Source organism: Pantoea sp. M_10 (assembly GCF_008631515.1).
Lineage (GTDB): Bacteria > Pseudomonadota > Gammaproteobacteria > Enterobacterales > Enterobacteriaceae > Pantoea > Pantoea anthophila.
Genome location: NZ_VWUL01000008.1, coordinates 104,763 through 131,242, shown reverse-complemented (window position 1 = coordinate 131,242; position 26,480 = coordinate 104,763). Strand labels below are relative to the sequence as shown.

The 26,480-nt window shown below is 55.5% G+C and carries 32 protein-coding genes, 1 tRNA gene and 1 pseudogene; 24 read left to right on the top strand and 10 right to left on the bottom strand.

All coding sequences use genetic code 11. The features are described from left to right. The first annotated feature begins 32 nt into the window (after nt 1-32). The 15 genes from fliF to F3I47_RS19110 all read left to right on the top strand — a co-directional run bounded on the left by fliF (nt 33) and on the right by F3I47_RS19110 (nt 13,904). Nucleotides 33-1,760 carry a flagellar basal-body MS-ring/collar protein FliF gene (gene fliF, locus F3I47_RS19180; protein ID WP_150029823.1) on the top strand — a complete coding sequence of 576 codons (1,728 nt, stop codon included), beginning with the start codon at nt 33-35 and terminating at the stop codon, nt 1,758-1,760. Beyond that, nucleotides 1,757-2,749, top strand: coding sequence for a flagellar motor switch protein FliG (gene fliG / locus F3I47_RS19175; protein ID WP_009089561.1), 993 nt, complete (start codon nt 1,757-1,759; stop codon nt 2,747-2,749). Before fliF ends, fliG begins: the two co-directional genes overlap by 4 nt. Then, on the top strand, nt 2,742-3,434 hold the full coding sequence (gene fliH / locus F3I47_RS19170) for a flagellar assembly protein FliH (protein ID WP_046102078.1): 693 nt from the start codon (nt 2,742-2,744) through the stop codon (nt 3,432-3,434). Before fliG ends, fliH begins: the two co-directional genes overlap by 8 nt. Beyond that, nucleotides 3,434-4,804, top strand: coding sequence for a flagellar protein export ATPase FliI (gene fliI, locus F3I47_RS19165; RefSeq protein WP_009089558.1), 1,371 nt, complete (start codon nt 3,434-3,436; stop codon nt 4,802-4,804). Before fliH ends, fliI begins: the two co-directional genes overlap by 1 nt. 19 nt (nt 4,805-4,823) lie before the next feature. Beyond that, nucleotides 4,824-5,267 carry a flagellar export protein FliJ gene (gene fliJ, locus F3I47_RS19160; protein ID WP_009089556.1) on the top strand — a complete coding sequence of 148 codons (444 nt, stop codon included), beginning with the start codon at nt 4,824-4,826 and terminating at the stop codon, nt 5,265-5,267. Next, complete coding sequence (locus F3I47_RS19155) at nt 5,264-6,553, top strand: flagellar hook-length control protein FliK (protein WP_150029822.1); 1,290 nt, start codon at nt 5,264-5,266, stop codon at nt 6,551-6,553. Before fliJ ends, F3I47_RS19155 begins: the two co-directional genes overlap by 4 nt. A 129-nt stretch (nt 6,554-6,682) precedes the next feature. Further along, a complete protein-coding gene (gene fliL / locus F3I47_RS19150; protein ID WP_009089553.1) occupies nt 6,683-7,168 on the top strand; it encodes a flagellar basal body-associated protein FliL in 486 nt (161 codons plus the stop codon). A gap of 4 nt (nt 7,169-7,172) precedes the next feature. Next, the gene (fliM, locus tag F3I47_RS19145; RefSeq protein ID WP_009089551.1) at nt 7,173-8,180 is read left to right on the top strand and encodes a flagellar motor switch protein FliM; all 1,008 of its coding nucleotides are present in this window, start codon (nt 7,173-7,175) and stop codon (nt 8,178-8,180) included. Next, nucleotides 8,173-8,580: a flagellar motor switch protein FliN gene (gene fliN, locus F3I47_RS19140; RefSeq protein ID WP_058957683.1), complete on the top strand. Its 408-nt coding sequence runs from the start codon at nt 8,173-8,175 to the stop codon at nt 8,578-8,580. Before fliM ends, fliN begins: the two co-directional genes overlap by 8 nt. Nucleotides 8,581-8,582: 2 nt before the next feature. After that, nucleotides 8,583-8,981 (top strand): flagellar biosynthetic protein FliO, encoded by a 399-nt coding sequence (fliO, locus tag F3I47_RS19135; protein ID WP_046102081.1) that lies wholly within the window; start codon nt 8,583-8,585, stop codon nt 8,979-8,981. After that, nucleotides 8,981-9,712: a flagellar type III secretion system pore protein FliP gene (gene fliP / locus F3I47_RS19130; RefSeq protein ID WP_009089546.1), complete on the top strand. Its 732-nt coding sequence runs from the start codon at nt 8,981-8,983 to the stop codon at nt 9,710-9,712. The genes fliO and fliP overlap by 1 nt, the downstream gene beginning before the upstream one ends. Nucleotides 9,713-9,737: 25 nt before the next feature. Then, entirely contained in the window at nt 9,738-10,007 is a 270-nt protein-coding gene (fliQ, locus tag F3I47_RS19125; RefSeq protein ID WP_003854466.1) for a flagellar biosynthesis protein FliQ, read from the top strand. Then, nucleotides 10,007-10,792, top strand: a complete 786-nt coding sequence (fliR, locus tag F3I47_RS19120; RefSeq protein WP_009089544.1) for a flagellar biosynthetic protein FliR — start codon at nt 10,007-10,009, stop codon at nt 10,790-10,792. Before fliQ ends, fliR begins: the two co-directional genes overlap by 1 nt. A gap of 627 nt (nt 10,793-11,419) precedes the next feature. Next, nucleotides 11,420-12,055, top strand: a complete 636-nt coding sequence (gene rcsA, locus F3I47_RS19115) for a transcriptional regulator RcsA (RefSeq protein ID WP_009089542.1) — start codon at nt 11,420-11,422, stop codon at nt 12,053-12,055. Nucleotides 12,056-12,197: 142 nt separating this feature from the next. Continuing rightward, nucleotides 12,198-13,904, top strand: a complete 1,707-nt coding sequence (locus F3I47_RS19110) for a methyl-accepting chemotaxis protein (RefSeq protein ID WP_150041142.1) — start codon at nt 12,198-12,200, stop codon at nt 13,902-13,904. A gap of 97 nt (nt 13,905-14,001) precedes the next feature. Here F3I47_RS19110 and dsrB read toward each other — a convergent pair whose 3' ends face one another. Both dsrB and F3I47_RS19100 read right to left on the bottom strand, forming a co-directional pair. Beyond that, complete coding sequence (dsrB, locus tag F3I47_RS19105; protein WP_009089538.1) at nt 14,002-14,196, bottom strand: protein DsrB; 195 nt, start codon at nt 14,194-14,196, stop codon at nt 14,002-14,004. Between the two features lie 62 nt (nt 14,197-14,258). After that, on the bottom strand, nt 14,259-14,417 hold the full coding sequence (locus F3I47_RS19100) for a YqaE/Pmp3 family membrane protein (protein WP_009089537.1): 159 nt from the start codon (nt 14,415-14,417) through the stop codon (nt 14,259-14,261). Between the two features lie 317 nt (nt 14,418-14,734). On the opposite strand from F3I47_RS19100, the gene F3I47_RS19095 reads away from it, so the two are divergent. The 3 genes from F3I47_RS19095 (at nt 14,735) to F3I47_RS19085 (ending at nt 17,365) form a co-directional block, all read left to right on the top strand. Continuing rightward, nucleotides 14,735-14,968 carry a DUF2525 domain-containing protein gene (locus tag F3I47_RS19095; RefSeq protein ID WP_150029821.1) on the top strand — a complete coding sequence of 78 codons (234 nt, stop codon included), beginning with the start codon at nt 14,735-14,737 and terminating at the stop codon, nt 14,966-14,968. Nucleotides 14,969-15,322: 354 nt separating this feature from the next. Continuing rightward, the gene (locus F3I47_RS19090; RefSeq protein WP_150029820.1) at nt 15,323-16,114 is read left to right on the top strand and encodes a mannosyl-3-phosphoglycerate phosphatase-related protein; all 792 of its coding nucleotides are present in this window, start codon (nt 15,323-15,325) and stop codon (nt 16,112-16,114) included. A 30-nt stretch (nt 16,115-16,144) separates the two neighbouring features. Continuing rightward, nucleotides 16,145-17,365: a glycosyl transferase gene (locus F3I47_RS19085; RefSeq protein ID WP_009089531.1), complete on the top strand. Its 1,221-nt coding sequence runs from the start codon at nt 16,145-16,147 to the stop codon at nt 17,363-17,365. A 164-nt stretch (nt 17,366-17,529) separates the two neighbouring features. On the opposite strand, the gene F3I47_RS19080 is transcribed toward F3I47_RS19085, so the two are convergent. The 5 genes from F3I47_RS19080 to F3I47_RS19065 all read right to left on the bottom strand — a co-directional run bounded on the left by F3I47_RS19080 (nt 17,530) and on the right by F3I47_RS19065 (nt 19,785). Next, a complete protein-coding gene (locus F3I47_RS19080; RefSeq protein ID WP_009089530.1) occupies nt 17,530-17,709 on the bottom strand; it encodes a YodC family protein in 180 nt (59 codons plus the stop codon). 177 nt (nt 17,710-17,886) lie between these two features. Beyond that, on the bottom strand, nt 17,887-18,018 hold the full coding sequence (locus tag F3I47_RS22635) for a hypothetical protein (protein WP_003854444.1): 132 nt from the start codon (nt 18,016-18,018) through the stop codon (nt 17,887-17,889). A 33-nt stretch (nt 18,019-18,051) separates the two neighbouring features. Continuing rightward, on the bottom strand, nt 18,052-18,963 hold the full coding sequence (locus F3I47_RS19075) for a DUF808 domain-containing protein (RefSeq protein ID WP_009089528.1): 912 nt from the start codon (nt 18,961-18,963) through the stop codon (nt 18,052-18,054). A 10-nt stretch (nt 18,964-18,973) separates the two neighbouring features. Then, the gene (locus tag F3I47_RS19070) at nt 18,974-19,249 is read right to left on the bottom strand and encodes a hypothetical protein (protein ID WP_009089527.1); all 276 of its coding nucleotides are present in this window, start codon (nt 19,247-19,249) and stop codon (nt 18,974-18,976) included. Nucleotides 19,250-19,305: 56 nt separating this feature from the next. Further along, nucleotides 19,306-19,785 carry a very short patch repair endonuclease gene (locus F3I47_RS19065; protein ID WP_009089525.1) on the bottom strand — a complete coding sequence of 160 codons (480 nt, stop codon included), beginning with the start codon at nt 19,783-19,785 and terminating at the stop codon, nt 19,306-19,308. A 189-nt stretch (nt 19,786-19,974) separates the two neighbouring features. Here F3I47_RS19065 and dcm point away from each other — a divergent pair, with 189 nt between their 5' ends. Further along, nucleotides 19,975-21,351, top strand: a complete 1,377-nt coding sequence (gene dcm, locus F3I47_RS19060) for a DNA (cytosine-5-)-methyltransferase (protein ID WP_150029819.1) — start codon at nt 19,975-19,977, stop codon at nt 21,349-21,351. A 255-nt stretch (nt 21,352-21,606) separates the two neighbouring features. Here the strand turns inward: dcm and F3I47_RS19055 are convergent, their stop codons facing one another. Then, entirely contained in the window at nt 21,607-21,888 is a 282-nt protein-coding gene (locus F3I47_RS19055; protein WP_150029818.1) for an Arc family DNA-binding protein, read from the bottom strand. A gap of 73 nt (nt 21,889-21,961) precedes the next feature. Continuing rightward, entirely contained in the window at nt 21,962-22,666 is a 705-nt protein-coding gene (locus tag F3I47_RS19050; protein ID WP_150029817.1) for a phosphohydrolase, read from the bottom strand. A gap of 610 nt (nt 22,667-23,276) precedes the next feature. On the opposite strand from F3I47_RS19050, the gene F3I47_RS19045 reads away from it, so the two are divergent. From F3I47_RS19045 to F3I47_RS19035, 3 genes are all read left to right on the top strand, one after another. After that, nucleotides 23,277-23,954: a hypothetical protein gene (locus F3I47_RS19045; protein ID WP_046102090.1), complete on the top strand. Its 678-nt coding sequence runs from the start codon at nt 23,277-23,279 to the stop codon at nt 23,952-23,954. Nucleotides 23,955-24,126: 172 nt separating this feature from the next. Continuing rightward, on the top strand, nt 24,127-24,903 hold the full coding sequence (gene mtfA, locus F3I47_RS19040) for a DgsA anti-repressor MtfA (protein ID WP_009089517.1): 777 nt from the start codon (nt 24,127-24,129) through the stop codon (nt 24,901-24,903). A gap of 103 nt (nt 24,904-25,006) precedes the next feature. Further along, nucleotides 25,007-25,082 (top strand) — tRNA-Asn (locus F3I47_RS19035). Nucleotides 25,083-25,287: 205 nt separating this feature from the next. Here F3I47_RS19035 and F3I47_RS22560 read toward each other — a convergent pair. Beyond that, a pseudogene (locus F3I47_RS22560) lies at nt 25,288-25,461 on the bottom strand (LysM peptidoglycan-binding domain-containing protein); the annotation flags it as partial. A 240-nt stretch (nt 25,462-25,701) separates the two neighbouring features. Between F3I47_RS22560 and F3I47_RS19025 the strand changes: the two are divergent. Both F3I47_RS19025 and F3I47_RS19020 read left to right on the top strand, forming a co-directional pair. Then, entirely contained in the window at nt 25,702-25,962 is a 261-nt protein-coding gene (locus tag F3I47_RS19025; RefSeq protein WP_150029815.1) for a GlsB/YeaQ/YmgE family stress response membrane protein, read from the top strand. Continuing rightward, complete coding sequence (locus F3I47_RS19020) at nt 25,947-26,369, top strand: YidB family protein (RefSeq protein WP_370462021.1); 423 nt, start codon at nt 25,947-25,949, stop codon at nt 26,367-26,369. The genes F3I47_RS19025 and F3I47_RS19020 overlap by 16 nt, the downstream gene beginning before the upstream one ends. The last annotated feature ends 111 nt before the right edge of the window (nt 26,370-26,480 follow it).

Sequence of the window (26,480 nt, the reverse complement as noted above, 5' to 3'; positions counted from 1 at the left end):
ACCCGGTCAATTACGTCAGGCAGGAATCGGTCATGAATGCGAGTACAGCCGCCACACCAGATCAAGAAAAGAAAGGCTTCGGTGACCTGCTCGCTCGCCTGCGCGCCAATCCGCGTATTCCTCTTATCGTCGCCGCCGCCGCCGTTATCGCGATCGTCATCGCGATGGTGCTGTGGGCAAAACAGCCCAGCTACAGCGTGCTGTACAACAACCTCTCTGATGAAGATGGCGGGGCTATCGTCACGCAGCTGACGCAGATGAACATCCCCTATCGCTTCGCTGAAAACGGCGGCGCACTGATGGTGCCTGAGGCTAACGTGCACGAGCTGCGTCTGCGTCTGGCTCAGCAGGGTCTGCCGAAAGGCGGCTCGGTGGGGTTTGAACTGCTCGATAAAGAGAAGTTCGGCATCAGCCAGTTCAGCGAGCAGGTTAACTATCAGCGCGCGCTGGAAGGCGAACTGGCCCGCACGATCGAATCACTCGGGCCGGTCAAAAGCGCCCGTGTCCATCTGGCGATGCCAAAACCGACCCTGTTCGTGCGTGAGCAGAAAGCCCCGTCTGCCTCTGTCACCTTAACGCTGCAGCCTGGCCGTGCGCTCGATGAAGGCCAGATTCAGGCCATCGTCCACATGGTCTCCAGCAGCGTCGCCGGTTTACCGCCGGGCAACGTGACGGTCGTTGATCAGACCGGTCGCCTGCTGACCCGCTCCGACTCAGTCGGGCGCGATCTGAATGATGCACAGCTGAAATATGCCTCTGAAGTGGAAGCGCGTTATCAGCAACGTATTGAAGCGATTCTGAACCCTATCGTGGGCCAGGGCAACGTGCATGCGCAGGTCACCGCGCAGATTAACTTCGATACCAGCGAGCAGACTGACGAGAAATATCAGCCTAACGCGAATCCGTCAAATACAGCGATCCGCTCGCGTCAGACCAGCACCAGCGATCAATCGGGCAGCCCGTATCCGGGTGGCGTGCCGGGCGCACTCTCTAACCAGCCTGCGCCAGCTAACTCAGCGCCGGTCACAACGCCAAATAACAATGCGGCCAATGGCCAGAACGCCAATGGTCAGAATGCTAACGGACAGAACAACGCCGGCCAGACCACCAGCACCGCCACAGCCAGCGCGACGCCGACCAACTCACGTCGTGATGACACGGTGAACTACGAGCTGGACCGCACCATTCGTCATACCAAACTCAACGTGGGTGACGTACAGCGGCTTTCCGTTGCGGTGGTGGTGAACTTCCGTACCGACGATAAAGGCAAAACGGTCGCGCTGAATGAAGCGCAGCTGAAGCAGATTGAAGATCTGACCCGTGAAGCGATGGGTTACTCCCAGACGCGTGGCGACAGCATCAACGTGGTGAACTCGCAGTTCAACTCAACTGAGCCGGTGAGCACCGACCTGCCCTTCTGGCAGCAGCAGTCCTTCTTTGATCAGCTGATGAGTGCGGGTAAATGGCTGTTGATTGCCCTGGTGGCCTTCATTCTCTACCGCAAGATGGTGCGTCCGCATCTGGTGCGTAAGCAGGCTGCCGAGAAAGCCGCCGCCGAAGCCGTTGCCGCCCGCGCCACGCAGCAGGAAGAAGAGGAAGCCTTTAGTGTGCAGCTCAGCAAAGATGAGCTGGAGCAGGAACGTAAGTCTAACAACCGCATGAGCGCAGAAGTGATGAGTCAACGCATCCGCGACATGTCAGAAAACGATCCGCGCGTTGTTGCGCTGGTGATTCGCGAATGGATGAGTAAAGAGCTATGAGTCTGACCGGAACTGAAAAAAGCGCCATCCTGATGATGACCATTGGCGAAGAGCGCGCCGCGGAAGTGTTTAAACATCTGAACCAGCGCGAAGTGCAGCACCTCAGCGCCGCGATGGCCAGCATGCGTCAGGTGTCACACAAGCAGCTGACCGAGATACTGCGTGAGTTCGAAACCGATGCCGAGCAGTTTGCGGCGCTGAGCCTGAACTCCAACGAATACCTGCGCTCGGTGCTGACCCGTGCGCTGGGCGAGGAGCGCGCCGCCAGTCTGCTGGAAGATATTCTCGAAACGCGGGAAACCACCAGCGGGATGGAAACGCTCAACTTTATGGAGCCGCAGGCCGCTGCCGACCTTATCCGCGACGAGCACCCTCAGATCATCGCCACCATCCTGGTTCACCTCAAACGGGGTCAGGCGGCCGATATTCTGGCGCTGTTCGACGAGCGTCTGCGCCACGATGTGATGCTGCGTATCGCGACCTTTGGTGGGGTGCAGCCTGCCGCGCTGGCCGAACTGACCGAAGTGCTGAACGGCCTGCTGGATGGCACCAACCTCAAGCGCGCGAAGATGGGCGGCGTGAGAACCGCAGCCGAGATCATCAACCTGATGAAAACCCAGCAGGAAGAGGCGGTTATCGAAGCCGTTCGCGACTTCGATGGCGAGCTGGCGCAGAAAATTATCGACGAGATGTTCCTGTTCGAAAACCTGGTGGAAGTGGACGACCGCAGCATCCAGCGCCTGTTGCAGGAAGTGGAGTCCGAGCAGCTGCTGGTGGCACTGAAAGGGGCCGAACAGCCGCTGCGCGAGAAGTTCCTCAAAAACATGTCAGCCCGTGCGGCCGACATTCTGCGCGACGATCTGGCCAACCGCGGTCCGGTGCGGATGTCTGCTGTAGAGAACGAACAGAAAGCAATCCTGCTGATTGTTCGCCGCCTGGCCGAATCTGGCGAGATGGTGATTGGTGGTGGCGAGGAAACCTATGTCTGATGCATTTTCTGCCCGCCCGTGGCAGCTGTGGCAGCCTACCGATCTGGGTCGTTTTGATGAGCCTGAACCGGAGGCACTGCCGGAGATCGCTGAATCTGACGACGGCGTTGATGAGCAGCAGCAGCAGCTTGAACGTCTGCAGCAGCAGATGCGCAAAGAGGCGCAGGGTCAGGGTTACAACGAAGGCTTTCAGCAGGGCGTCACCGAAGGTCAGAAAGCGGGCTACGACGCCGGTTTTCAGCAGGGTCTGGCCGATGCTCAGCAGCAGCAGGCTCCCCTGCAGGCGCGGATGTCCCAGCTGGTCACCGAGTTTCAGAATACGCTGGAGTCGCTGGACAGCGTCATCGCTGCCCGCCTGATGCAGCTGGCGCTGGAAGCCGCGCGCTCGGTGATTGGCCAGGCCACCACGGTGGATGGCACCGCCCTGCTGCGTCAGATTCAGGGTTTACTGCAACAGGAACCGATGTTCAGCGGCAAACCTCAGCTGCGCGTCCACCCTGACGATCTGCAGCGCATTGAACAGACCCTGGGTCCGACGCTGGATCTGCACGGCTGGCGGCTGATCGCTGACAGCACCCTGCACCCTGGCGGCTGCAAACTCAGCGCGGAAGATGGCGATCTGGATGCCAGCGTCGCGACACGCTGGCAGGAACTCTGCCGCCTCGCCGCACCGGGAGAAATCTGATGACCACCCGTCTGAACCGCTGGCTGGGCTCGCTGGACGCCTTTGAAAAACGCATTTCCCAGGTGCAGCCGGTACGCCGTTATGGCCGTCTGACCCGCGCGACCGGCCTGGTGCTGGAAGCCACGGGCTTACAGCTGCCGCTGGGCGCAACCTGCATCATCGAACGCAACGATGGCAAAAACATCAGCGAAATCGAAAGCGAAGTGGTGGGATTCAACGGTCAGAAGCTGCTGATGATGCCACTGGAAGAGGTGGACGGCATTTTACCCGGTGCGCGGGTCTATGCGCGCCAGAGCGGCGACAATCCGCAGGCGGGCAAACAGCTGATGCTGGGCCCCGAACTGCTGGGCCGCGTACTCGACGGCAGTGGCCGACCGCTGGATGGTCTGCCATCACCGGATACCGGCTATCGCGCCCCGCTGATCACGCCGCCTTTTAACCCGCTGCAGCGTACGCCGATTACCGACGTACTGGATACCGGCGTGCGTGCCATTAATGCCCTGCTGACGGTGGGTCGCGGGCAGCGTATGGGCCTGTTTGCCGGTTCAGGCGTGGGTAAAAGCGTGCTGCTTGGCATGATGGCGCGCTACACCAAAGCGGACGTGATCGTGGTTGGCCTGATTGGCGAACGTGGTCGCGAAGTTAAAGATTTTATCGAGAACATTCTCGGGGCTGAAGGTCGCGCCCGTTCGGTGGTCATCGCCGCCCCGGCAGACGTTTCACCGCTGCTGCGTATGCAGGGTGCCGCCTACGCGACCCGTATCGCGGAAGATTTTCGCGACCGCGGCAAGCATGTGCTGTTGATTATGGACTCCCTGACCCGCTACGCCATGGCGCAGCGTGAAATTGCCCTGGCGATCGGCGAACCCCCGGCAACCAAAGGCTACCCGCCTTCCGTGTTCGCCAAACTGCCTGCGCTGGTTGAGCGTGCCGGTAACGGTATCGATGGCGGCGGTTCCATCACCGCGTTCTATACCGTCCTGACCGAAGGTGACGATCAGCAGGACCCGATTGCCGACTCCGCGCGTGCGATTCTCGACGGCCATATCGTGCTGTCGCGCCGGCTCGGTGAAGCGGGTCACTATCCGGCCATTGATATTGAAGCGTCGATCAGTCGTGCGATGACCTCGCTGATCGATGAGAACCACTATGCCCAGGTGCGCCAGTTCAAGCAGTTGCTCTCCAGCTTCCAGCGTAACCGCGATCTGGTCAGCGTGGGCGCCTATGCCGCCGGCAGCGACCCGATGCTGGATAAAGCCATCCGGCTCTATCCGCAGATGGAGGCTTTCCTGCAACAGGGCATCTTTGAGCGCAGCGATTATGACGACGCCAGCCTGCATCTCCATGCGCTGTTTGGCGCCTCAACCTGATTAACGCGAGGTAATGGCTATGAAAACGGCAAATGCTATCGATACGCTGCGCGACTTAGCGGAGCAGGATCTCGAACGGGCCGCCATCTATCTGGGCGATATGCGCCGCGGTCAGCATGCCGCCAACGAGCAGCTGACGATGCTGCTCGACTATCAGGATGAATATCGCAACAAACTTAACGATGACATGTCGAGCGGCATTGCCAGTACCCGCTGGACTAACTATCACCAGTTTATTCAGACGCTGGAAAAAGCGATTGAGCAGCACCGTAATCAGCTTAATAACTGGAATCAGCGCCTGGAGCAGGCGCTGATCAACTGGCGTGACAAACAGCAGCGGCTGAACGCCTATCAGACCCTGATCACGCGGGCAGCGGAAAATGCATTACGACAGGAAAACCGTCTCGACCAGAAACGGATGGACGAATTTGCCCAACGGGCCGCATTGAGGAGAGGCGAATGATTACGCTGCCAAACATTGCCATGAAAGCGACGGCTAAAACCGACGCAGAACCATCAGTCGCAACCGACGCTGCGGCAGGGTCAGATGCCCTGCCACAGGACTTTCTGACCGCGCTGGGAAACCAGCTGCTTGGCCTGGCAAAACAGCAGGGAAAAGCGGCGCAATCCGCTGACGCAAAAGCAGAAATGGTCGATGAGCGTCGACCGGCTTCTCCGCTCAGTGCGCTGCTGGCAACACGGGATAATCCTGCTAATCTGACCGCCCTGCTGAAACCGGAAAATATTAAAGCTGGGTCAAAATCAGCCGATGATAAAGAGAGCCTGGACGCGGCATCCTTAAGCGCCAGCGAGCTGCAGAATGTGCAGGCGCTGTTCGCCATGTTGCCGGGTGCGGCCACGGCGACAGCCAGCGCGCCACCGCCGATCAGCAGTGAATCGGGTGAGATGATTAGCCAGAGCGATGGCGGCCGTAAAGCGCTGACCGCGCTGACACAGATGCTGAACACGACACCGGAGAGCAGCTCATCGCAGAGCACTGCACCGGCTAAAGATGAGAAGCACGAGATAAAAGGTGCGGCGCTGAACGCGCCTGCAGCGAGCAACGCGGCGAGCCAGAGCAGCAGCACCGCGCAGAGCAGCAACAGCAGCCTGAACCTGGCCTCAGACAGCCATTTCCAGCAGGCGCTGAGTGCGATGATGAAGCAGGATGATCAGGCCCCGGCGCACAGCAGCGCCAGCGACAGTGGTCTGAACATCAGCGGCCCGATTACGAGCGCCAGCACCCTGCCCGCGCCGGTGACCGCGTCAGCGACCAGCAGCACCCCCTCAACGCCGATGCTGAATGCGCAGCTGGGCAGCGACGAGTGGCAGCAGGCGCTGAGTCAGCAGATTGTGATGTTCAGTCGCAACGGCCAGCAGAACGCGGAGTTGCGTTTACATCCGGAAGACCTCGGCGCTATCCAGATCAGCCTGAAACTGGATAACGACCAGGCACAGATTAGTCTGGTTTCCAGCCACAGCCACGTCAGATCGGCGCTGGAAGCCGCGATACCGCAGCTGCGCAGCGCGCTGGCAGAGAGCGGTATCAACCTGGGCGAGAGTCAGGTGAGCAGTGACAGTTCCGCGCAGAGCCAGAGCTTCCAGAATCAACAGGAGGCGCGCCGCGACGGACAGCATGGCCGCTTCTCCCTCCCCCAGGACAGTGACACCGACATTACGCCGATTGCCGTCCCCGCCGCCCTTCAGGCTCGCGTCAGCGGTAACAGCGCCGTCGACACTTTTGCCTGACAGCGATAAACGCTGAAGGTAAGCGTAAAACCCGCGTCTATTCTGCCCATTGGTTTGACTTAAGACGCGGGATAATCTGTCCCGTGAGCCGAGAGGCTTGCCCATAATTCACAGGAAGTAACTGCAACCATGTCTGATAACGCGAAAGCTAAAGGCCGCAAACGTAAACTCTTAATACCGGTGTTGCTCATTGTGACGCTGGCCGCTTGCAGCGTGGCAGGCTATGCAGTCTGGCGAATGATGAACAAACACGAGGGCGATAAGCCTGAGGTGGCGAAAGTTGAACCGCCTCCCGCTCCGGTCTTTTTTGCACTTGATACATTTACGGTTAACCTGGTCAATCCCGACAACGATCCTGACCGCGTGCTGTACGTAGGCTTTACCCTGCGTCTGGCCGATGAGGATACCCGTCGTCGGATGAATGACTATCTGCCTGAGGTGCGCAGCCGTCTGCTGCTGCTGCTCTCGCGTCAGAGTGCTTCGGCCCTGGCGACAGAGCAGGGAAAACAGGCGCTTGTTGAACAAATCAAACAGGCGCTGACACCTCCGCTGGTGAAAGGTCAACCTCCGCAGGCTGTAAACGACGTGCTGTTTACCGCCTTCATTTTGAGGTGAATCAATGGGCGATAGCATTCTCTCCCAGGCTGAAATTGACGCCCTTTTAAACGGCGACAGTGGCAGCGCGGAAGAAGAAAAGAAACAAAGCGGGCCGGAAGGCGATATTCGTCCTTACGACCCGAACACCCAGCGCCGCGTGGTGCGCGAGCGTTTACAGGCGCTGGAGATCATTAACGAGCGTTTTGCCCGTAGTTTCCGTATGGCGCTGTTTAACCTGCTGCGCCGTAGCCCGGATGTCAGCGTCGGGGCGATCAAGATTCAGCCGTATCATGAGTTTGCCCGCAATCTGCCGGTGCCAACCAACCTGAACCTGATCCACCTGAAACCGCTGCGCGGCACCGCGCTGGTGGTGTTCTCACCCAGCCTGGTCTTTATCGCCGTTGATAACCTGTTTGGTGGCGACGGACGGTTCCCGACCAAGGTCGAGGGTCGTGAGTTCACCCATACCGAGCAGCGGGTTATTCGCCGCATGCTGAAGCTGGCGCTGGATGGTTACAGCGACGCCTGGAAGGCGATTTATCCCCTGGACGTCGAATATGTACGTTCAGAGATGCAGGTAAAGTTCACCAACATTACCACCTCACCGAACGATATCGTGGTTAACACGCCGTTCCAGGTGGAGATTGGTAACCTGGTGGGTGAGTTTAATATCTGCATCCCGTTTTCAATGATTGAACCGCTGCGCGAGCTGCTGGTGAACCCACCGCTCGAAAACTCCCGCCAGGAAGATAACCACTGGCGTGACAACCTGGTCAAACAGGTGCAGCACTCTGAGCTGGAACTGATCGCTCACTTTGCCGAAACCTCGCTGCGTCTGTCACGGATCCTGCAGCTGAAACCCGGCGATGTGCTGCCGATTGAGAAGCCGGAACGCATTATCGCCCATGTCGATAGCGTCCCGGTTTTAACCAGCCAATATGGCACGATGAACGGCCAGTATGCGCTCCGTGTCGAACACCTGATTAACCCGATTTTGAATTCGCTGAACGAGGAACAGCCCCATGACTGACAGTAATAAACCGTCTGACGATATCTCTGCGGACGATCTGTGGGCTGAAGCGATGAATGAGCAGGTCGGCAGCAGCAGCGCGCCGCAAACCGATGACGTCTTTAAGTCATTCGACAGCCCGAATGTGGCAGGCTCACTGCAGGACATCGATCTGATTATGGATATCCCGGTGAAGCTCACCGTGGAACTGGGCCGCACCAAGATGACCATCAAAGAGCTGCTGCGTCTGACGCAGGGTTCCGTGGTGTCACTGGATGGCCTGGCGGGTGAACCGCTTGATATCCTGATTAACGGCTACCTGATCGCTCAGGGTGAAGTCGTGGTCGTGAACGACAAATATGGCGTTCGCATCACCGATATCATCACCCCGTCTGAACGTATGCGTCGTCTGAGTCGCTGAATATGACCAGCCAGAATCAAACGCTGCAACCGGCTGCACCTCAGGCCCAGGCGATCTCCACCGGCTCGATGCTGGCTCAGGTCAGCAGCGTATTAGCGTTAATTATTTTACTGATTCTGGCCTGCGCCTGGCTGGCACGCCGTGTCGGCTTCGCGCCGAAAAAGGTCAGCAGCCAGGAGCTGAAGCTCACAGCCAGCGTCTCCGTGGGCCAGCGTGAGCGGGTGGTGATTGTGGATACCGCCGATGCCCGTCTGGTGCTGGGCATCACCGCACAGCAGATTACTCACCTGCACACCCTGCCGCCGGGTGAACCGGCGTCAGTGACGCCGGTCAACAGTGCACCACAGGATTTTCGTCAGCTGTTACAGAACCTGGTTAAACGTCCCGGAAAAAACCCATGATGCGTCGACTGCTTCCTTTACTGCCACTCCTGTTACTGGCACCGGTTGCCCATGCCCAGCTGCCGGGCCTGGTGAGTCATTCGCTGCCCAATGGCGGTCAGAGCTGGTCGCTGCCGGTGCAGACGCTGGTCTTTATCACGGCGCTGACCTTTATTCCGGCGGTGCTGCTGATGATGACCAGCTTCACCCGTATCATCATTGTGTTTGGTCTGCTGCGTAACGCGCTGGGCACGCCCTCTGCCCCGCCAAACCAGGTACTGCTTGGCCTGTCGCTGTTCCTGACCTTCTTTATCATGGCGCCGACCTTTGACCGGATTTATCAGGATGCCTATCTGCCCTTCAGTCAGGACAAGATCAGCATGGATGTGGCGATTGAGAAAGGAGCCCAGCCGCTGCGTGATTTTATGCTGCGCCAGACGCGTGAAGCGGACTTAGCCCTGTTTGCCCGGCTGGCAAACGTGGCACCGATTGCCGGTCCGGAAGCCGTGCCGATGCGCATTCTGCTGCCCGCTTACGTGACCAGCGAGCTGAAGACCGCGTTCCAGATTGGCTTTACCGTCTTTATCCCGTTTCTGATCATTGACCTGGTCGTCGCCAGCGTGCTGATGGCGCTGGGGATGATGATGGTGCCGCCCGCGACCATCTCACTGCCGTTTAAACTGATGCTGTTTGTTCTGGTCGATGGCTGGCAGCTGCTGGTCGGTTCACTGGCGCAAAGCTTCTACTCCTGATCCCCTTTTCTTCCCGGAGCAACACATGACACCCGAATCAGTAATGGTAATGGGACAGGAAGCGATGCGCGTCGCCCTGATGCTGGCCGCCCCACTGCTGCTGGCTGCGCTGGTCAGCGGCCTGCTGATCAGCCTGATCCAGGCGGCAACCCAGGTCAACGAACAGACCTTATCCTTTATTCCCAAGATCCTGGCGGTGGCGACCACCGGGATTATTGCCGGCCCGTGGATGCTGAATCTGCTGCTGGACTATATCCGCACCGTCTTTACTAACCTGCCTTACATCATCGGCTGATGATTACTCTCGACAGCAGCCAGCTGGTTCAGTGGGTCAGCCAGTTCTTCTGGCCACTGGTGCGTATCATGGCGTTGTTCGCCACCGCACCGATCCTCAGTGAACGTTCCGTCAGTAAGCGTGTCAAAATCGGACTGGCGGTGATGATCACGTGGCTGCTGATGCCGCTGCTGCCTGCTGTTAATGTCACGCTCTTTTCCCCTGCCGGATTCTGGCTGCTGATCCAGCAGATGCTGATTGGCATCGCACTGGGCTTCACCATGCAGTTTGCCTTCGCAGCCGTGCGCTGCGCCGGGGAAGTGATTGGCCTGCAGATGGGTCTGTCGTTCGCCACCTTTTTCGACCCCGGCAGCCGTCTGAACATGCCGGTGCTGGCCCGCTTTCTCGACATGCTGGCGATGTTACTGTTCCTGACCTTTAACGGACACCTGTGGCTGATGTCGTTACTGGCGGACAGTTTTCATACCCTGCCGATTGGCGGTCACCCGCTGAATGCCAATGCTTTTATGGCGCTGGTGAAATCGGGCGGATTAATTTTCCTTAATGGCATGATGTTAGCGCTGCCCTTAATCGTTTTGTTACTCATGCTAAATCTGGTACTGGGTTTGTTAAACCGCGTTTCACCACAGTTATCGATCTTCGCAATCGGCTTCCCGATTACCTTATCAGTCGGAATTTTAACCATCAGCCTGCTGATGCCCCTTCTCGCCCCGTTCTGTGAGCATTTGTTCGGTGAAGTATTTGATTTACTCGCCCTGTTCCTGACAGAACTATCCCGAACCTGAACATTAACTTTCTAACTATCTTTCCATCACCACACTTAAGTATCGCAAAACCATCCGTGCATTTTCCGAACCATGTTTTCCAGAATGCAACTAAGGATATTCTGATAAATGTGCTGAGAGTCTGAAAATAATTCTTATTAAACCGGGCTTCGCGTATTTTAGTTGGGTGGTTCACAGAAGCTCTCAGACTGTGAATGTGCAGGCAAATCGGTCAAACCATTGAAATTACGAAGAAAAAAACTTTAACGAATTTTTCTTGTTAAAAAATGTTTTTTCCGGCATTGTCAACGCACGCTGAGACATCACACTTTCGTAAAACAAATGTTTTTGAGAATTGTCCTATCAGAAAACTCCGGGTTTTCAGGGATAGTGACAAGGCTCCCAAAAATTGAGTAATACTTAACCTCCGGCATTTCACTGGCACTCCCCGCCATAGTCGGAGAATGTGTGACGTCAGGGCAGCACAAATTTTTTGCAGAACGGGTCAGGGATGAAGACTTTTACGGGCGATTGCCTGTTACCACACTGCACGAGCAGAATAAAAAAGTACCTAAGAAATCTCTCTCGTATCGCAACGCGTATTCATCGTTGATTTAAACGGATAACAAATTGGTGAGGGTCGCTATTATGCCAACTATTATTATGGATTCCTGCAACTACACACGCCTGGGATTAACAGACTACATGTCTTTGAAAGGAGTTAAGAAGAAAAATATCTCTTCCGTCTCCGACATTGAGCAACTACAGCAGAAATGTGAGCAATTAAATCCTGGTGTCGTATTTATTAATGAAGATTGTTTCATTCATGAATCCGATTCCAGTGAGCGTATCCGCAGCATTATTACGCAGCATCCCGATACACTCTTCTTTATCTTTATGGCGATTAGCAATATCCATTTTGAGGAATATCTCTACGTTCGTAAGAACCTGATTATTACATCAAAATCGATGAAAACGTCGACCCTGGATTCCTTACTCAGTACCTATTTGCAGAAGAAACTCAACCAGTCTGCGCGCATCTCTTCGGGCATGGATGTTCACCCGCTGACGCTGAGCCAGACCGAGTCAAACATGCTGAAAATGTGGATGTCAGGTCATGACACCATTCAGATCTCAGATAAAATGCAAATTAAGGCCAAAACGGTATCGTCACACAAAGGTAATATTAAACGCAAAATCAAAACCCATAATAAACAGGTGATTTATCATGTGGTGCGTTTAACCGATAATGTGACCTCGGGTATTTACGTTAATATTCGCTGATCGTTAAACCAGAAAAACCGGCTCCGATGGGCCGGTTTTTTTTTGCTCAGAATTGGGAGCCACGTCTCACTCTTACCGCTAAGTCTTTACTCTCCTTTGCCGATGTTAAGCCTTATAACAACAGCCCTGAGAGAGCAAGGATATGAACACTGCATTAGATAATGATGGACAAAAAAGCGCGGGCATCTGGCAGAACCTCCGCCTGGTACCGCTGTTTAGCCTCATCTTCGGCGGCATTCTGCTGCTGTTTGCACTCTGTATTGGCGTCGCCAGTTACTTTCTTACCTTAAGCAATCACTCCCTCGATGATGCCACCGACGAAATTCAGGTTCGTATGGGGCTCGCCAACAGTTCAAACCATCTGCGTACGGCACGTCTGACGATTATTCAGGCCGGTGCGGCTGCCCGCATTGGCGAAATGGATGAGTTTCGCGCGAACGTCGCGGCAGCCGAAAAACGTATCCAGCAGGCCAAAGAGGGCTTTGCGGTCTATGAAGCGCGTAAGGTGAAGTCGCCCTCTGATACCGAACTCGATGCCACGCTGCAGGCACGCTTCAATAACTACATTACTAAAGGCCTGCTGCCGATGATCAATGCCGGTAAGCAGGGCAGCTTTGAGGGGATCATTGCTCAGGAGACGGATGTCACCCGCAAGCTGGATGATGAATATAATCAGGTGCTGCTGAAGGCGATTAAAATCCGGACCGACCGGGCGAATGCCATTACCGCTGAAGCCGATACGCAGTCACGCATCGGTTTTATTGCGATGGGCGTCGCGTTTGTGGCTGCACTGGTACTGGTTCTGCTGACCTTTGTCTTCCTGCGGCGGATTGTGATCAATCCTTTACGGCAGTCAGTGGAACGCATCGAACGCATTGCGCAGGGCGATCTGACCTCCGCTCCCCTGCCCTGTGGGCGCAGTGAAATCGGTACGCTGATCCATAACCTGCAACTGATGCAGCAGGCACTGGTCACCACGGTCGGAACGGTGCGAGAAGGCGCTGTCGCCATTTATCAGGGGTCCAGCGAAATCTCCGCCGGTAACACCGACCTCTCTTCCCGCACCGAGCAGCAGGCCGCCGCGCTGGAACAGACCGCGGCCAGCATGGAAGAACTTACCGCCACCGTGAAGCAGAATGCGGAGAACGCGCATCACGCCAGTCAGCTGGCTGCCGATGCCTCCGGCAAGGCCCGCAGCGGCGGCGAGCTGGTCAGCGGTGTGGTGAAAACCATGACCAATATTTCCGGCAGCTCGAAGAAGATTGCGGAGATCACTAACGTCATCAACAGCATTGCGTTTCAGACTAACATCCTGGCGCTGAACGCGGCCGTCGAGGCGGCGCGTGCCGGTGAACAGGGGCGCGGCTTTGCGGTGGTCGCCAGCGAAGTGCGGAATCTGGCCCAGCGCAGTGCGCAGGCGGCAAAAGAGATTGAGTCCCTGATTGCCGAGTCGGTCGCACTGATTAATGACGGTTCACAGCAGGTGGGCGCAGCCGGGAATACGATGGGTGAGATTGTCGAGGCGGTGCGTCGGGTGACCGATATTATGTCAGAGATTGCGGCCGCCTCCGACGAGCAGAGCCGCGGGATTCAGCAGGTCAGCCAGGCGGTGACCGAGATGGATAACGTCACTCAGCAGAACGCCTCGCTTGTGGAAGAAGCGACAGCCGCCGCCGCGTCACTGGAGGATCAGGCGGGTAAACTGACCCAGGCCGTCGCCGCCTTCCGCCTGCAGGCTTCACCGGCGGCCACCGCGATGGCTTCCCGTCCGGCTGCACCGGTTAAAACGGTGGCCGTCGCACCCCGCCCGGCGCTGGCTGGCAGCAACGAAAACTGGGAAACCTTCTGAGTCATTAAGCAGGGTCGCGGGCGACAGCGCTCAGGGCCCTTCTGTGCAAAAAGCCGCCTCCGGGAACGAAGAGGCGGCTTTTTTACGCGCGTCAGGCTCAGGCGTCGTGGTAAGGCTCAACGAAGATCCCATCCGGCTGATGCGTCTCATTAAAAAACCAGATACCCAGCGGATAATCTTCGAGCGCAACCAGAAACATTGTGCCCTCGTTGAACGGCTCCATCGCCAGAATGGTGCCCACGCGACGCGGGCCGCCATCCGTTCTGACGCTGACGCGGTCATTTACCTTCATGTCGGTTCTCCTGATGATTTACTGCGTACAGTCTAACCGAAGAACCTGAGGGATGCAGCGCGTTAGCGGCGGGCAATGACCCATACGGCATGGATAATGCCGGGGATGTAGCCACAGAGGGTCAGCAGGATATTCAGCCAGAACGCGCCGCCAAACCCGACCTGCATGAACACGCCCAGTGGGGGCAGCAGGATAGCAATAATAATTCTTAAGAGGTCCATAACCATTCCTTTAGGTATTGAAAAAATTCAGCTTTATTCTCAACTATAGCTGAATCTGCTCTGTTAACAGGAAAAGTCAGGTAAATCTGAGTAAGGATGCCCTTTTTCGATTCTTTAACAGTGCACGGCAGGATTTCTTACGCGCCTGACCGTTACACTCTCCCTGCTGCATCGCCCCCCCGGCAGCGCAGCATTCCTGCAATAACAAGGATTTTGCCCGCACTCTGCGGGCTTTTTTTGATCTGCGATTAACCCTTCCTCGCCTTTCTCTGCCGCCTTCTATACTTACAGTTCTGTTTGCTCTCAGGAGTCTGAAAATGACAGAGGAAAAGCACGACAGCGCGGCGCAGCCAGCCGAACTCAGAGTAGATATGGAAGGATTACTGGCGGCGATTCAGGCCAGAACGTCGGATGAGATACGGGACGCTATGGAAGCAGGACCGTCGCCACGACGCGAGATTGATGGTCAGGTTTTTCGTTCCGGCGCCGAACTGGGGGAGGCGTTTGAGATCGACATCAGTGACTGTCGCGCCTGTGAAGCTAACCGCTGAAATCGATTTCAAAAAAATACCCGGCATGGAAGCCGGGTAAAAATTCAATTCGTTACACCAGGGAATTCTTAACACCGTTGCAGAATACCTGATTGCCCGGACTGAACAAGTATCAGATATGCACGTTTCTGCAACCGCCCCACTCACGCTGACGCGATACAGGTTAAAAACACCGCGCTGCACAGTCACTTAGCCCTGCACAATTCCTGCATCCCCCACTTTCCTGCGGGCCTGTTTTTAAGAATATTCCTGGATTTCTGGCCGGTGTGGCAGGAAAAAAAGTGTGCGCCATATTCAACTATAATATTGAAAAATCGCTGCTTTAGCGGCGAACGTGATGAAAGGAGCCTGTTCATGCCCGATCTTCAGCACCCCTTAATGGTAATTACCGATTTGGATGGTTCACTGCTCGACCATCACAGCTATCGCTGGGATGCGGCCACGGAATGGCTGACCACACTCCGGGAGCATGCGGTGCCGCTGGTCATCTGCTCCAGCAAGACCGCAGCTGAAATTGTCCCGCTGCAGAAAAAGCTCGGCATCGCCGGTTCCCCCTTTATTGCGGAAAACGGTGCCGTGGTGCAGACCCTGGATCAGCAACGGATTCGTCTGCCTGATCGCGCCCTCAGCTATGAGGCGCTCTGTGAGCGTCTGGCTGGACTGAAAAGCCACTTCCGCTTCACCGGGTTTCACGACTTCTCCGATCCGGAGGTGGCCGCCATGACCGGTCTGAGTGAAGCGGATGCGGCCCTCTCCCGTCAGCGGGATGCGTCAGAAGTAGTGGTCTGGCGCGACAGCGATGAGGCCTTTGACCGGTTTCATGAGGCACTGCATGCAGAAGGGCTGGCGCTCACTCAGGGCGGCCGTTTCTGGCATGTGATGCCGGCAGGCAGTGGCAAAGGCGAAGCCCTGCGCTGGCTGCTGGCACACTCTCCCGGCGAGCCACGCGTCACTATCGGGCTGGGGGATGGGCCAAACGACGCCCCGATGCTGGATGCGGTGGATTATGCGGTCGTCATCAAAGGCTACAGTAAAACGCCGGTGACCCTCAGCCGCACCGATCAGCAGCAGGTTTATCACACCGCTCACCACGGCCCTGAAGGCTGGCGTGAAGGGCTCGACTATTTTTTGACTCAACCTCAATGAGCTGCCCACGGGCATGAAAAGGATGAAGCGATGAGTGACTTTTATCAGAATGGCGTAATCACCAACTTCCATAACCTCACCCACCGCAGCGTGGAGTCGCTGGAAAAAGAGATGGTTCGCTTTGCCCGCAAACGCAAAATGGGGCTGATCCTGCCGTCGCTGTTTTCCGAACTTGAAGGTCCGGCACTGACCAATATCGTCGATGAGCTGGCAAAAGTGCCCTACCTGGATGAAATTGTGATCGGGCTGGATCGGGCCGACCGCGACCAGTTCCTGTTTGCCCGCGACTTCTTCTCCCGGCTGCCGCAGCGCCACCGTATCCTGTGGAACGATGGCCCGCGCCTGAAGGCGATCGATGCGGAGCTGGATAAAGAGGGGCTCTCCCCCACCAATCCGGGTAAGGGGCGCAACGTCTGGTTCTGTACCGGCTACACGCTGGCCTCCGACCGCACCAGCTGTGTGGCCCTGCATGACTGCGATATCGTCACCTATGAGCGCGGCATGCTGGCACGTCTGCTCTACCCGCTGGCGAACCCGGCGTTTCAGTATGAGTTCTGTAAGGGCTTCTATGCGCGCGTGGCCGACGGCAAGCTGAATGGCCGCGTGGGCCGCCTGCTGGTCGGGCCGCTGCTGCGCTCGCTGCAGAAAGTCTATGGTCACTCAGAGTATCTCGATTACCTGTCGAGCTTTCGCTACCCGCTCTCCGGCGAGTTTGCCATGCGCACGCATGTCCTCAACGGCATTAAAATTCCTGGCGACTGGGGACTGGAGATCGGCGTGCTGTCGGAGATTTACCGCAACTACACCACCCGCCAGTCGTGTCAGGTCGAGATCGCCGATAACTATGACCATAAACATCAGCCGCTGGCCGAGGATGATGGCACAGGCGGCCTGAAGCGAATGAGCAGCGACATTGTTCAGTCACTGCTGCGTAAGCTGGCCACCATGGGCGTTCCGCTCACCAGCGACTCATTCCGGGTGCTGAAAGCGACCTACTACCGCAATGCGCTGGATATGATGGAGACCTACAACCACGAAGCGGTCATGAATGGCCTGAAGTTCGATCAGCATGTGGAAGAGGCGGCGGTCGAGATGTTTACCCAGTCGATTCTGGAGGCGGGTCAGGCGTTTATCGAGCGTCCCAACGATAAGCCCTTTATTCCGAGCTGGAGCCGCGTCCAGTCAGCGTTTCCTGACGTGCTGCAGCGTATCTATCAGGCGGTAGAGGAGGATAACGACGGCAACGTCTGAGCAAAAGCGGCACAGGGAGTGTGTCCGCGTTCAGACGGTGGAGGCGCAGAGCCTCAGTAAAGCTTCAGGATAGAAGAAGAGGCCTGCAGAGTGGCAGGCCTTTCAGGGATTAAGCGCCGTGGCCTGACAGGCCCGTTCTTCGCGGCGCGCTGTCTGCCTGCGATTCAGCTCGCCAGCTGCTGCTCAGGATTCAGCGCGCAGAGTTCATCGCTGCGAAAGGCTTCCCGGCGCACCGCATAGCCGTCATACCAGCGACACTCGACCATGCCACTGGCGTAGCCGGTCACCACCATGGTGTGCCCTTCTTCCTTGTGCTGAACCTCTTCACTGATTGCGAAAACCATGCTGCGCTCCTTTTTATTAACCTTAGTGATTATTTTCTTTATAGCAGGCGAATGCGGTTCCTGCCTGTTAAGGCACGCATAAAAAGGGCAAATTCGGAATTAAGCAGATGGATATATTGAAAATAAAAAAAGCGGATAAAAAATATTATCCGCTTTGATGAGGAACCGACGCTGACGTCAGATTTTACAGCCTTCGCAATCGGCTTCATCACCGAGATCGTCCGGCACTTCGCTGGCCTTTTTCTCTGCTTTCGCTTCCGCCTGCTCAAGCTGTGCGTCAATATCAAATTCAAACATATCGTCGTTCATCGTCATTCTCCTGACCGTAAATCGCAGTGCGCTTTATACCGATTTTCCACGCACTCTGGCAATAAGGTTGACCACTAACAGCACGATCGACCCAATGATAAAACCGAGCACCAGGTTCGCGCCATTGCTGAGCAGCGTCGCAATCCAGCCGCTGAAGCCAGCGCTGACCTCTTCAATCAGGTGATGCAGCGGCGTAATGCCATGCACCACAATGCCGCCGCCCACCAGGAACATGGCGATGGTGCCCACGACCGAAAGGATCTTCATCAGCCAGGGCGCCGCCGCCAGCAGCACGCTGCCGATGCCCTGCGCAACGCGCGACGATTTCTCCCGCAGCCAGAAGCCCAAATCATCAATTTTTACAATGGCCGCCACGATGCCGTAGACGCCAATGGTCACCAGAATGGCGATGCCCGCCAGGATAATCACCTGATTGAGCAGCGGTGATTCGGAAACGATGCCCAGGGTAATGGCAACGATTTCGGCCGACAGAATAAAATCGGTGCGCACTGCGCCTTTGATTTTCTTTTTCTCAAACTCTGCCGCGTTCTGCTTCGCCAGTGAATCAAGCCGCTGCTGGCGCGCTTCCGGCGATTTGCTCTGCTTGTCATGCTGCAGGCTGTGCATCACCTTCTCGACCCCTTCATAGCAGAGATAGGCTCCGCCCAGCATCAGCAGCGGCGTAATCAGCCAGGGCGCAAACGCAGAGATAACCAGCGCCAGCGGCACCAGGATCAGTTTGTTCAGAAACGATCCTTTCGCCACGCCCCACACCACCGGCAGCTCCCGGTTGGCTTTCACGCCGGTAACCTGCTGGGCATTCAGCGACAGATCGTCGCCCAGCACGCCGGCCGTTTTTTTCGCCGCCACTTTCCCCATGACGGAAATATCGTCCAGAAGTGTTGCAATATCATCAAGTAAAGTCAGTAAACTGGTTCCCGCCAAAATTGTATCCTTAGTCTGGTTCGTTATGTTGACAACATGGGCAGCGCTCAATTTCCGTTACGGTCATGTCGGCGATGCCCTCACATTCCCACTCCACCCGAATCGTCTCGCCTGCTGTTCCTTCAGCATGCAGGTATTTGCTGACCGGGCTTTCGGTCATGCCGGTGATCTCCTCCGTGGCAATCAGCCTGTCGCCGCTGTAGACCCGCGCAGTGGCGCGGGTATTCACCATCCGCTCGTCGCGAAGCTGGTAAAGGCGTTTTACCGTCAGTTTTATGCTGCTCATCTCAGGCTCCTTCCTGGCCACGGAGAAAAGGTCGATCTAATCAATTATGACTCTGATTAGCAATCAGCGTTGTAATGATGAATGCCCTGATGGTCGATTTCGGCACTCTCCGGCATGACCAGCAGCCACTCCTCCAGCCGCTCCAGCAGATCCTGATCCGCCAGCCGCAGTTTGCCGCGCAGCGCGCACTCCCAGATGATCAACACTTTCCAGCCACTCGCCTGCAGCTGCTGCACATAGCGCCGGTCACGTTCAACATTGCTGTTAATCTTGCCCGTCCAGAACTCTGTGCGGGTGGCCGGCAGTTTAAACAGGTAGCAGTGATGGCGATGCCAGAAGCAGCCATGAACAAAAATAATCGCCTGCTGGTCGTTGAGAACAAAATCGGGCCGTCCCGGCAGGTTTTTATCCTGCACACGAAAGCTGAATCCCCGGTCTTTCAGCAACAGCGCAATACGTTGCTCAATGGCCGTATCCTGAGCGCGAATGGCACGCATATTTTTGCTGCGTGTTTCGCTGGAGTGAACATCAGCCATAGCCTCTCCTTTTTTGCTGGTTCTTCAACTTTAGTCTGCGCCACGAAAAGCGAAAGCTGGCAACCGAACCTTCACAACGTGCGCCGCAAAAACAGACGATTCCGGCGCGCCGGCTCAGGGCACATCGGGGCAATTTCCTCACTGCCTCAGGAGTGATAGCATAGGCGCCTCACTGTTAAGGAAAAACGCATGCATCCCGCCGCCCTCGCTGAACCACTTTCTGCTGCACATTCACTTCCTGAAGCGTCCGATCGCTTACAGCAGGTCCTGGCAATCTATTCGGTTCGTGATCTTACGGCCCGCCTGCAGCAGGCGGGTTTCTCCCGCTGGAGCCCTACGCTCCTGAACCGGATCCGCCAGGGCAAATGCGCCGTGCCGCCGCTGAGTGAAGCCGAACAGCTTCTGCTGCAGGATCTGCTGCCGGCCCGGCCCGCCCATTATGATAATCCTGAATTTCGCTTTATCGATCTCTTTGCCGGGATTGGCGGCATTCGCAAAGGATTTGAGGCGATAGGCGGCAAGTGTGTCTTCACCAGTGAATGGAACAAAGAGGCGGTTCGCACTTACAAAGCTAACCACTACAGCGATCCGCTGGAGCATCACTTCAATACCGATATCCGTGAGGTCACACAGCCAGCGGGCCTGAGCGACGATGAGGCGATCTATCGCGCTATCGATGCTGCCATCCCGGATCATCAGGTGCTGCTGGCGGGCTTTCCCTGCCAGCCCTTCTCACTGGCGGGTGTCAGCAAAAAGAATGCGCTGGGCCGCGCACACGGGTTTGAATGCCAGGTGCAGGGGACGCTGTTTTTCGACGTGGCGCGCATCCTTGCCGCGAAGAAACCGCCCTTCTTCGTGCTGGAGAACGTGAAGAATCTCAAGAGCCACGATAAGGGCCGCACCTTCGCCATTATCATGGAGACGCTGGATGAACTGGGCTATGACGTCGCGGATGCCGGTGACACCAGCCCGGATGCCAAAGTGATCGATGCGCGTCATTTCCTGCCGCAGCACCGCGAACGGATTGTGCTGGTCGGGATCCGCCGTGACCTGAAAAAACAGGATTTCACGCTGCGCGATATCCGCCGCTTCTTTCCGGCTCAGGTCCCTGCGCTGCAGAGCCTGCTGGAGAGCGACCCGGATGACAAATATATCCTCTCGCCGGTGCTCTGGCGCTATCTCTATCAGTATGCGAAAAAGCATAAGGCGAAAGGCAATGGCTTTGGCTTTGGCCTCAACGATCCGCGCAATCCGCACTGCTGCGTGCGCACCCTGTCGGCGCGCTACTATAAAGATGGCTCGGAGATCCTGATTGACCGCGGCTGGGACAGCGCACTGGGGGAAGCGGAGTTTCACAATGCTGCAAACATGGCGCGCAGACCGCGCCGTTTGTCACCACGCGAATGTGCGCGGCTGATGGGCTTTGATGTACCGGGCCACGAGCCGTTCCGCATCCCGGTCTCAGACACGCAGGCTTACAAGCAGTTTGGTAACTCGGTGGTGGTCCCGGTGTTCGCCGCGGTGGCGCTGCTGCTGCTGCCCCACATCCGTCAGCTGAAACCCTGATTCCTGAAAAGAAAACCCACCTAATGATGCAGGCCCAGACAAAGCGAGTTCAACAGCAACGAATAAGCTCAACGCGCAGGGAACAGGATCAGAAGAGGAAAGCGTCCCGCGCCCGGGATGGCGCGGGCCGAGCGTGTCAGGGATGACGGTTTTTGCGTCTTTCCGATCTGACCCTGTTCTCTTCGCAGGCACAGTCTCACCACAAAACAGTCCAGCCTGATGCAAAAAAAACCCGTCTGGCGACGGGTTTCATGTTTATTTCTTCTTCTTGCTCTGCTTTTTCAGCAGCAACCGTATCTGTTTCAGTTCGCTGGCGCTTAATCCATCGGCCTGGGCATCAGAAACGGCTGAGGCTTCCGCCGCCGCTTCAGTAATGTCCTGATTATCAATCGCCGGATGCGGATGCGTTTCCAGACTGGCCTGCAACCGCTGCACAATCTCCTGACTCATGGAAATCTGGTTTTCCAGCGCCAGCTGTTTAATCGTTTCTTTTAATTCAGGATCAATTTTAATCGTTAAATTAACAGTTTCGGTCATCAGGCAGCTCCTTTTTTGTTATTGCTCACACGCTACCGGATGACCGTTTCGATTAACATACTGTCATAAAAATTTAATATTCACTGCGCAGCGGCGTGAAATCCCGCAGTACGGCCTCGTCCATTCCCACAAGATTACCCTGAAGCTCTGCATAGAGTTTCGCCATGTAGCGCACCAGGAAATCTGCGTTGTGTTCAGCCAGCATCCGTCCCACTTCCGTGTGCATCGTTTCCGGCAGACGCAGCAGCTTTTTCTGGAAATGATCCAGCGTCCACAGCGCATCATTCAGTTCGCGATCTTTTGCCAGCGGGTCCTGACTGTCGAACAGCGGACGGTTCAGGGCCCCGGCGGTATAGAAAACCCGAGCCAGCCCGATGGCGCCCAGCGATTCCAGCCGGTCAGCATCCTGAACGATTTTCGCTTCCAGGGTCTGAGGCGGGAAACCGGCGCTGAAACTGTGGGTTTTCACAGCGTGCATCACCGCCTCTATCTTTTCAGCCGGGAAATCGAGGAAATCCTGCTGCAGAATGCGCTGGGTTTCTGTGGCGGCATAAGTGGAGGCCAGATGACGCTCCGGATGATTCTTCGGCAGATTGACCACATCGTGAAAATAGCAGGCGGTGAGCACCACCAGCGGATCAGCGGGAGTACCATTCAGGATACGCTGTGCGCTCATCCAGACACGGCGCAGATGGGCGATATCGTGCGCGCCGTCGTCATGGACCCAGTTCGCCTGAAACCAGCTTTCATAACGGGATTGCCAGAGTGTAAGTGACATAGTCTATCTCCCTGTGGTGATCGACAGCAGATTCTCTGTCGTGATCGGTGCGCGAACGTCAGGCCATCATAGCGACTGGCTAATGACATTTTTTTTACAGAGCGGTTGATAAGAGCGGGGCTGCCAGCAATTTCCGGCAGAAAAATGAGATCTGGATCATCTGTATAGCATCTCTGTCAGACAATAACCGCAATTTCATCGGTTTTCAGCCTTTCCTTAATAAATTGTGGCTAAGAAGATTAGTTTAACGGGGGTAATGTTTAATCTGAGCAGGATAGCCTTGCCAGAGGGTACGGAAGAGGCTTTTGTCACGTCATTATTTGTAAAAGTGTGGCCGCTGACAGGGGAAAAATCTGAAAAGGTTCCCATTTTTACCGTTATAACGTACTGTATCCCGGCTATTCGTCGTCTGGCGAAGGTTGCATGATAAGCTCTGGTGCACTTTTTGCATTTTGCGGAATACTGACTACCTCTGTGACAATTTTAAAGTGACTGTCAGGCGACAAATTATTAAGCAAAATGATTTAAAGCTTTTATGATAGTTATGAGATGTGAAGCAAATGGACGTATACAGCAGTAACCGGGTTTTACTAATAACAAGAGGTATTCCATGAAAGAACGGCCGATTCTTTTTTCCGAACAGCGTGTCCGTGCCCTGTTGGTTGGCCAGCAAACGCAAACCCGGCGCATTATGAAAACTCAGGCTTTTGGTCCGGGTCAGGATCATCATGAAGGCGTACACGCTTTTGATGTCAGTGCGAATCATCTGCACGGCTATAAACTGATGTCGATGAGCGACATCAGCTATCACTGTCCTTATGGCAAACCGGGTGATCTGCTGTGGGTACGCGAAACCTGGCGCGGTCCGATGGTGCCGGAGAGCGATCTGGCCGAATATGAGCGTGACCCGACGCCGTTCCGCCTGCCGGAATATTGTCAGTACCGCGCCGATAGCAATGAGCTGGGTCAGCACGCGATGAGTACCCCGGAAGCGGAAGAGTTTGGCTGGCAGACCGCCATCCACATGCCGCGCTGGGCCAGCCGCATCAATCTGGAGATCACCGGCGTTCGCGCTGAGAAGATTCAGGATATCAGCGAAGATGACATTATGGCGGAGGGCGTACAGACCGATTCGCACTTCCTCAATAACTTCTTCACCATGAACGTGAACTCAGAGTCGCCGAAAGAGGCCTATCGCAAAGCCTGGCAAAAACAGTATGGCGCGACCAGCTGGGAAGTGAATCCCTGGGTCTGGGTGATTGAGTTTCAGCGGGTGGGTCGCAACTAGCCCTTCAGCCCTGCGCTTTGCGGGCTGTATCACAGACAACGGCCGCGCTAACGGGTTGAATAGACAGCCCTCAGGCCTGCAGCCGGATCAAAGGTGCCAGCATTCGATGCTGGCATTTTTACATCTGGCGCGTCAGGATAGCGAAAGAGTCCGGTTCTGTGCAGGAGTTGCGATGTTTAAATGGCCCTGGAAAACGCAAAACGACACCCTTCTGGCTGCGCTGCCCTGGCAGCAGGGGCTGGCCCAGCCTATCTTCAGCCTGCTCAGTGAAGACGAACAGCAGGCGCTTACAGCGCTGGCGCAACGCTTCCTGCAACAGAAGAAGCTGGTGCCGCTGGAAGGAACAGCGCTGGATGAACTGCGCAGCGTGCGCATCGCCCTGCTCTTCTCTCTGCCGGTGCTGAAACTGGGTCTGGAGTGGCTGGACGGTTTTCATGATGTGCTGATCTATCCAGAGCCGTTTAAGGTAGACGATCAGTGGCAGGATGAGGATGGGCTGGTCCACAGTGCGCCTGCCGTTCACGCCGGTCAGAGCTGGACGCAGGGGCCGGTGGTGCTTAACTGGCTCGATATTCAGGACTCTTTCGATCTCTCTGGCTTCAATCTGGTGATCCACGAAGTCGCCCACAAACTTGATGCGCGCGGCAGTGGCTACACCAGCGGCGTGCCGGTGATCCCGCTGCGCGACGTGGCGCAATGGGAAAAGGATTTACATGCTGCGATGGCGGAGATAGAGAGTGAAGTCGAGCTGGTCGGAGAACAGGCGGCGACTATCGATCCCTACGCCGCCAGCGATCCGGCTGAGTGCTTCGCCGTACTCTCCGAATACTTTTTTACCGCTCCGGTTCTGCTGGCTGAGCGCTTTCCGGCCATGTATCAGCATCTGCGTCAGTTCTATCAGCAGGATCCCCTGAGCCGAATCGCCACTGACAGCGTACAAATTGCTTAAATCGCGATCGCTTTGTGTTAATCCTAGCCAGTTGAATGATAATGTATTTTTTGCTGTTGACACCTCGGGGCGACCCCGTTAATATTCGCCTCGTTCCAACGATTCCTCTGTAGTTCAGTCGGTAGAACGGCGGACTGTTAATCCGTATGTCACTGGTTCGAGTCCAGTCAGAGGAGCCAGATTAGAAAAAGCAGCTATCCCCGGATAGCTGCTTTTTTGCTTTTCAGATGCCCCACTCTTTGTTCACTTCAACAGCCCTGTTCTCTCGCAACGCTGACTAAACCAGAACACCGTAAATGCTCTCTGCCCTGTCAGAAATCCTTTATCACTGTAAGCGGCAAATAAATACCAGCAGGCCACGCTCTGTGAACTGCTGGCTGCTGATTATTCCGGAATAATCAACACCTGACCTGGCACGATGTTATCCGGACTGCTGAGAATATTTTTGTTGGCCTCGAAGATTTTCATATAATGAGAGGCATCGCTGTAGAATGCTTTTGCAATGGCGCTGAGCGTGTCACCGGATTTTACCGTGTAGGTTCGCTTGCCTGCTGCGGTGATATCAGGCTTATTTTCAACATTCTTATTATCGGTATTTAACAACTCCTCACCTATATTTTTAATACTATCCAGAATGCTCATAATTCTTCTCCCGTTGTTTCCGATACGTTTAATTTAATTAAGAAAACACCATTGCCAGATAAAAGGCAGGCGGCGTACGATACACCCGCTCTTAATTGACGAATTAAACCACAGTTAAACGCTGATAGGATTAATAAAAAATAAAGGATGCAAGAAATGGGTCTATTGTCATGGGTAGTATTTGGGTTGTTGGCCGGCATCATCGCCAGATGTATTATGCCGGGTAAGGAACATATGGGTATTTTCATGACCATGATACTCGGTATTGTGGGTGCGTTGACGGGCGGGTTAGTCAGCACCTTTCTGGGCTTTGGCAAGGTCAGCGGTTTCAATATATACAGCATTGCTATTGCGACAGCGGGATCAGTTATCGTGCTGTTCATCATTCATAAAATCAGAGCCTGCAGGCAGTCCTGATATCTTTTAAATCGGGGAATAACGGAATGGTTTTACTGGACCAGGTGCTGGCCATGTGCGGCCTGAATAATCAGACCAGTCAGGAAGTAAAAGGTGTGCTGGAGTGGGTTGAGCAGCAAGGCGGTTTACACGCGATTGTGAACCATCTTCAGAGTGGTGAGTACAGTGAGGTAGTGAACTCCTGGCTCAGCAATGAGGAGAATGTTGCCCTGAGCCGTGACATGGTGCAGAAGATGATTCACTTAGAAGCGATTGAGCAACTGGCTGCGCGGATGGGTATCAACACCGATGATGCACTGAATCTGCTGGTGAAATACCTGCCTCAGCTGGTGGACAAGGCCTCAGCGGAAGGTGTCGTTAATAAAAAATTCGACGTGACCGGTGTGATTAGCCAGTTGATGCACTGAGGACGAGGTAAAAGAAAGATAAAAGCCTGTTGCGAAAGCATAAAGCTTTTATCTTTTAAATGAGTCAGGATGAATTAAGACAATTACTGAAAAACCCTGCTAAAGGTTAAT

Bases quoted from the DNA above. Each gene is read 5' to 3' on its own strand.
- fliF (WP_150029823.1), top strand. From the start codon at position 33: ATGAATGCGAGTACAGCCGCCACACCAGATCAAGAAAAGAAAGGCTTC.
- fliG (WP_009089561.1), top strand. From the start codon at position 1,757: ATGAGTCTGACCGGAACTGAAAAAAGCGCCATCCTGATGATGACCATT.
- fliH (WP_046102078.1), top strand. From the start codon at position 2,742: ATGTCTGATGCATTTTCTGCCCGCCCGTGGCAGCTGTGGCAGCCTACC.
- fliI (WP_009089558.1), top strand. From the start codon at position 3,434: ATGACCACCCGTCTGAACCGCTGGCTGGGCTCGCTGGACGCCTTTGAA.
- fliJ (WP_009089556.1), top strand. From the start codon at position 4,824: ATGAAAACGGCAAATGCTATCGATACGCTGCGCGACTTAGCGGAGCAG.
- F3I47_RS19155 (WP_150029822.1), top strand. From the start codon at position 5,264: ATGATTACGCTGCCAAACATTGCCATGAAAGCGACGGCTAAAACCGAC.
- fliL (WP_009089553.1), top strand. From the start codon at position 6,683: ATGTCTGATAACGCGAAAGCTAAAGGCCGCAAACGTAAACTCTTAATA.
- fliM (WP_009089551.1), top strand. From the start codon at position 7,173: ATGGGCGATAGCATTCTCTCCCAGGCTGAAATTGACGCCCTTTTAAAC.
- fliN (WP_058957683.1), top strand. From the start codon at position 8,173: ATGACTGACAGTAATAAACCGTCTGACGATATCTCTGCGGACGATCTG.
- fliO (WP_046102081.1), top strand. From the start codon at position 8,583: ATGACCAGCCAGAATCAAACGCTGCAACCGGCTGCACCTCAGGCCCAG.
- fliP (WP_009089546.1), top strand. From the start codon at position 8,981: ATGCGTCGACTGCTTCCTTTACTGCCACTCCTGTTACTGGCACCGGTT.
- fliQ (WP_003854466.1), top strand. From the start codon at position 9,738: ATGACACCCGAATCAGTAATGGTAATGGGACAGGAAGCGATGCGCGTC.
- fliR (WP_009089544.1), top strand. From the start codon at position 10,007: ATGATTACTCTCGACAGCAGCCAGCTGGTTCAGTGGGTCAGCCAGTTC.
- rcsA (WP_009089542.1), top strand. From the start codon at position 11,420: ATGCCAACTATTATTATGGATTCCTGCAACTACACACGCCTGGGATTA.
- F3I47_RS19110 (WP_150041142.1), top strand. From the start codon at position 12,198: ATGAACACTGCATTAGATAATGATGGACAAAAAAGCGCGGGCATCTGG.
- dsrB (WP_009089538.1), bottom strand. From the start codon at position 14,196: ATGAAGGTAAATGACCGCGTCAGCGTCAGAACGGATGGCGGCCCGCGT.
- F3I47_RS19100 (WP_009089537.1), bottom strand. From the start codon at position 14,417: ATGGACCTCTTAAGAATTATTATTGCTATCCTGCTGCCCCCACTGGGC.
- F3I47_RS19095 (WP_150029821.1), top strand. From the start codon at position 14,735: ATGACAGAGGAAAAGCACGACAGCGCGGCGCAGCCAGCCGAACTCAGA.
- F3I47_RS19090 (WP_150029820.1), top strand. From the start codon at position 15,323: ATGCCCGATCTTCAGCACCCCTTAATGGTAATTACCGATTTGGATGGT.
- F3I47_RS19085 (WP_009089531.1), top strand. From the start codon at position 16,145: ATGAGTGACTTTTATCAGAATGGCGTAATCACCAACTTCCATAACCTC.
- F3I47_RS19080 (WP_009089530.1), bottom strand. From the start codon at position 17,709: ATGGTTTTCGCAATCAGTGAAGAGGTTCAGCACAAGGAAGAAGGGCAC.
- F3I47_RS22635 (WP_003854444.1), bottom strand. From the start codon at position 18,018: ATGAACGACGATATGTTTGAATTTGATATTGACGCACAGCTTGAGCAG.
- F3I47_RS19070 (WP_009089527.1), bottom strand. From the start codon at position 19,249: ATGAGCAGCATAAAACTGACGGTAAAACGCCTTTACCAGCTTCGCGAC.
- F3I47_RS19065 (WP_009089525.1), bottom strand. From the start codon at position 19,785: ATGGCTGATGTTCACTCCAGCGAAACACGCAGCAAAAATATGCGTGCC.
- dcm (WP_150029819.1), top strand. From the start codon at position 19,975: ATGCATCCCGCCGCCCTCGCTGAACCACTTTCTGCTGCACATTCACTT.
- F3I47_RS19055 (WP_150029818.1), bottom strand. From the start codon at position 21,888: ATGACCGAAACTGTTAATTTAACGATTAAAATTGATCCTGAATTAAAA.
- F3I47_RS19050 (WP_150029817.1), bottom strand. From the start codon at position 22,666: ATGTCACTTACACTCTGGCAATCCCGTTATGAAAGCTGGTTTCAGGCG.
- F3I47_RS19045 (WP_046102090.1), top strand. From the start codon at position 23,277: ATGAAAGAACGGCCGATTCTTTTTTCCGAACAGCGTGTCCGTGCCCTG.
- mtfA (WP_009089517.1), top strand. From the start codon at position 24,127: ATGTTTAAATGGCCCTGGAAAACGCAAAACGACACCCTTCTGGCTGCG.
- F3I47_RS19025 (WP_150029815.1), top strand. From the start codon at position 25,702: ATGGGTCTATTGTCATGGGTAGTATTTGGGTTGTTGGCCGGCATCATC.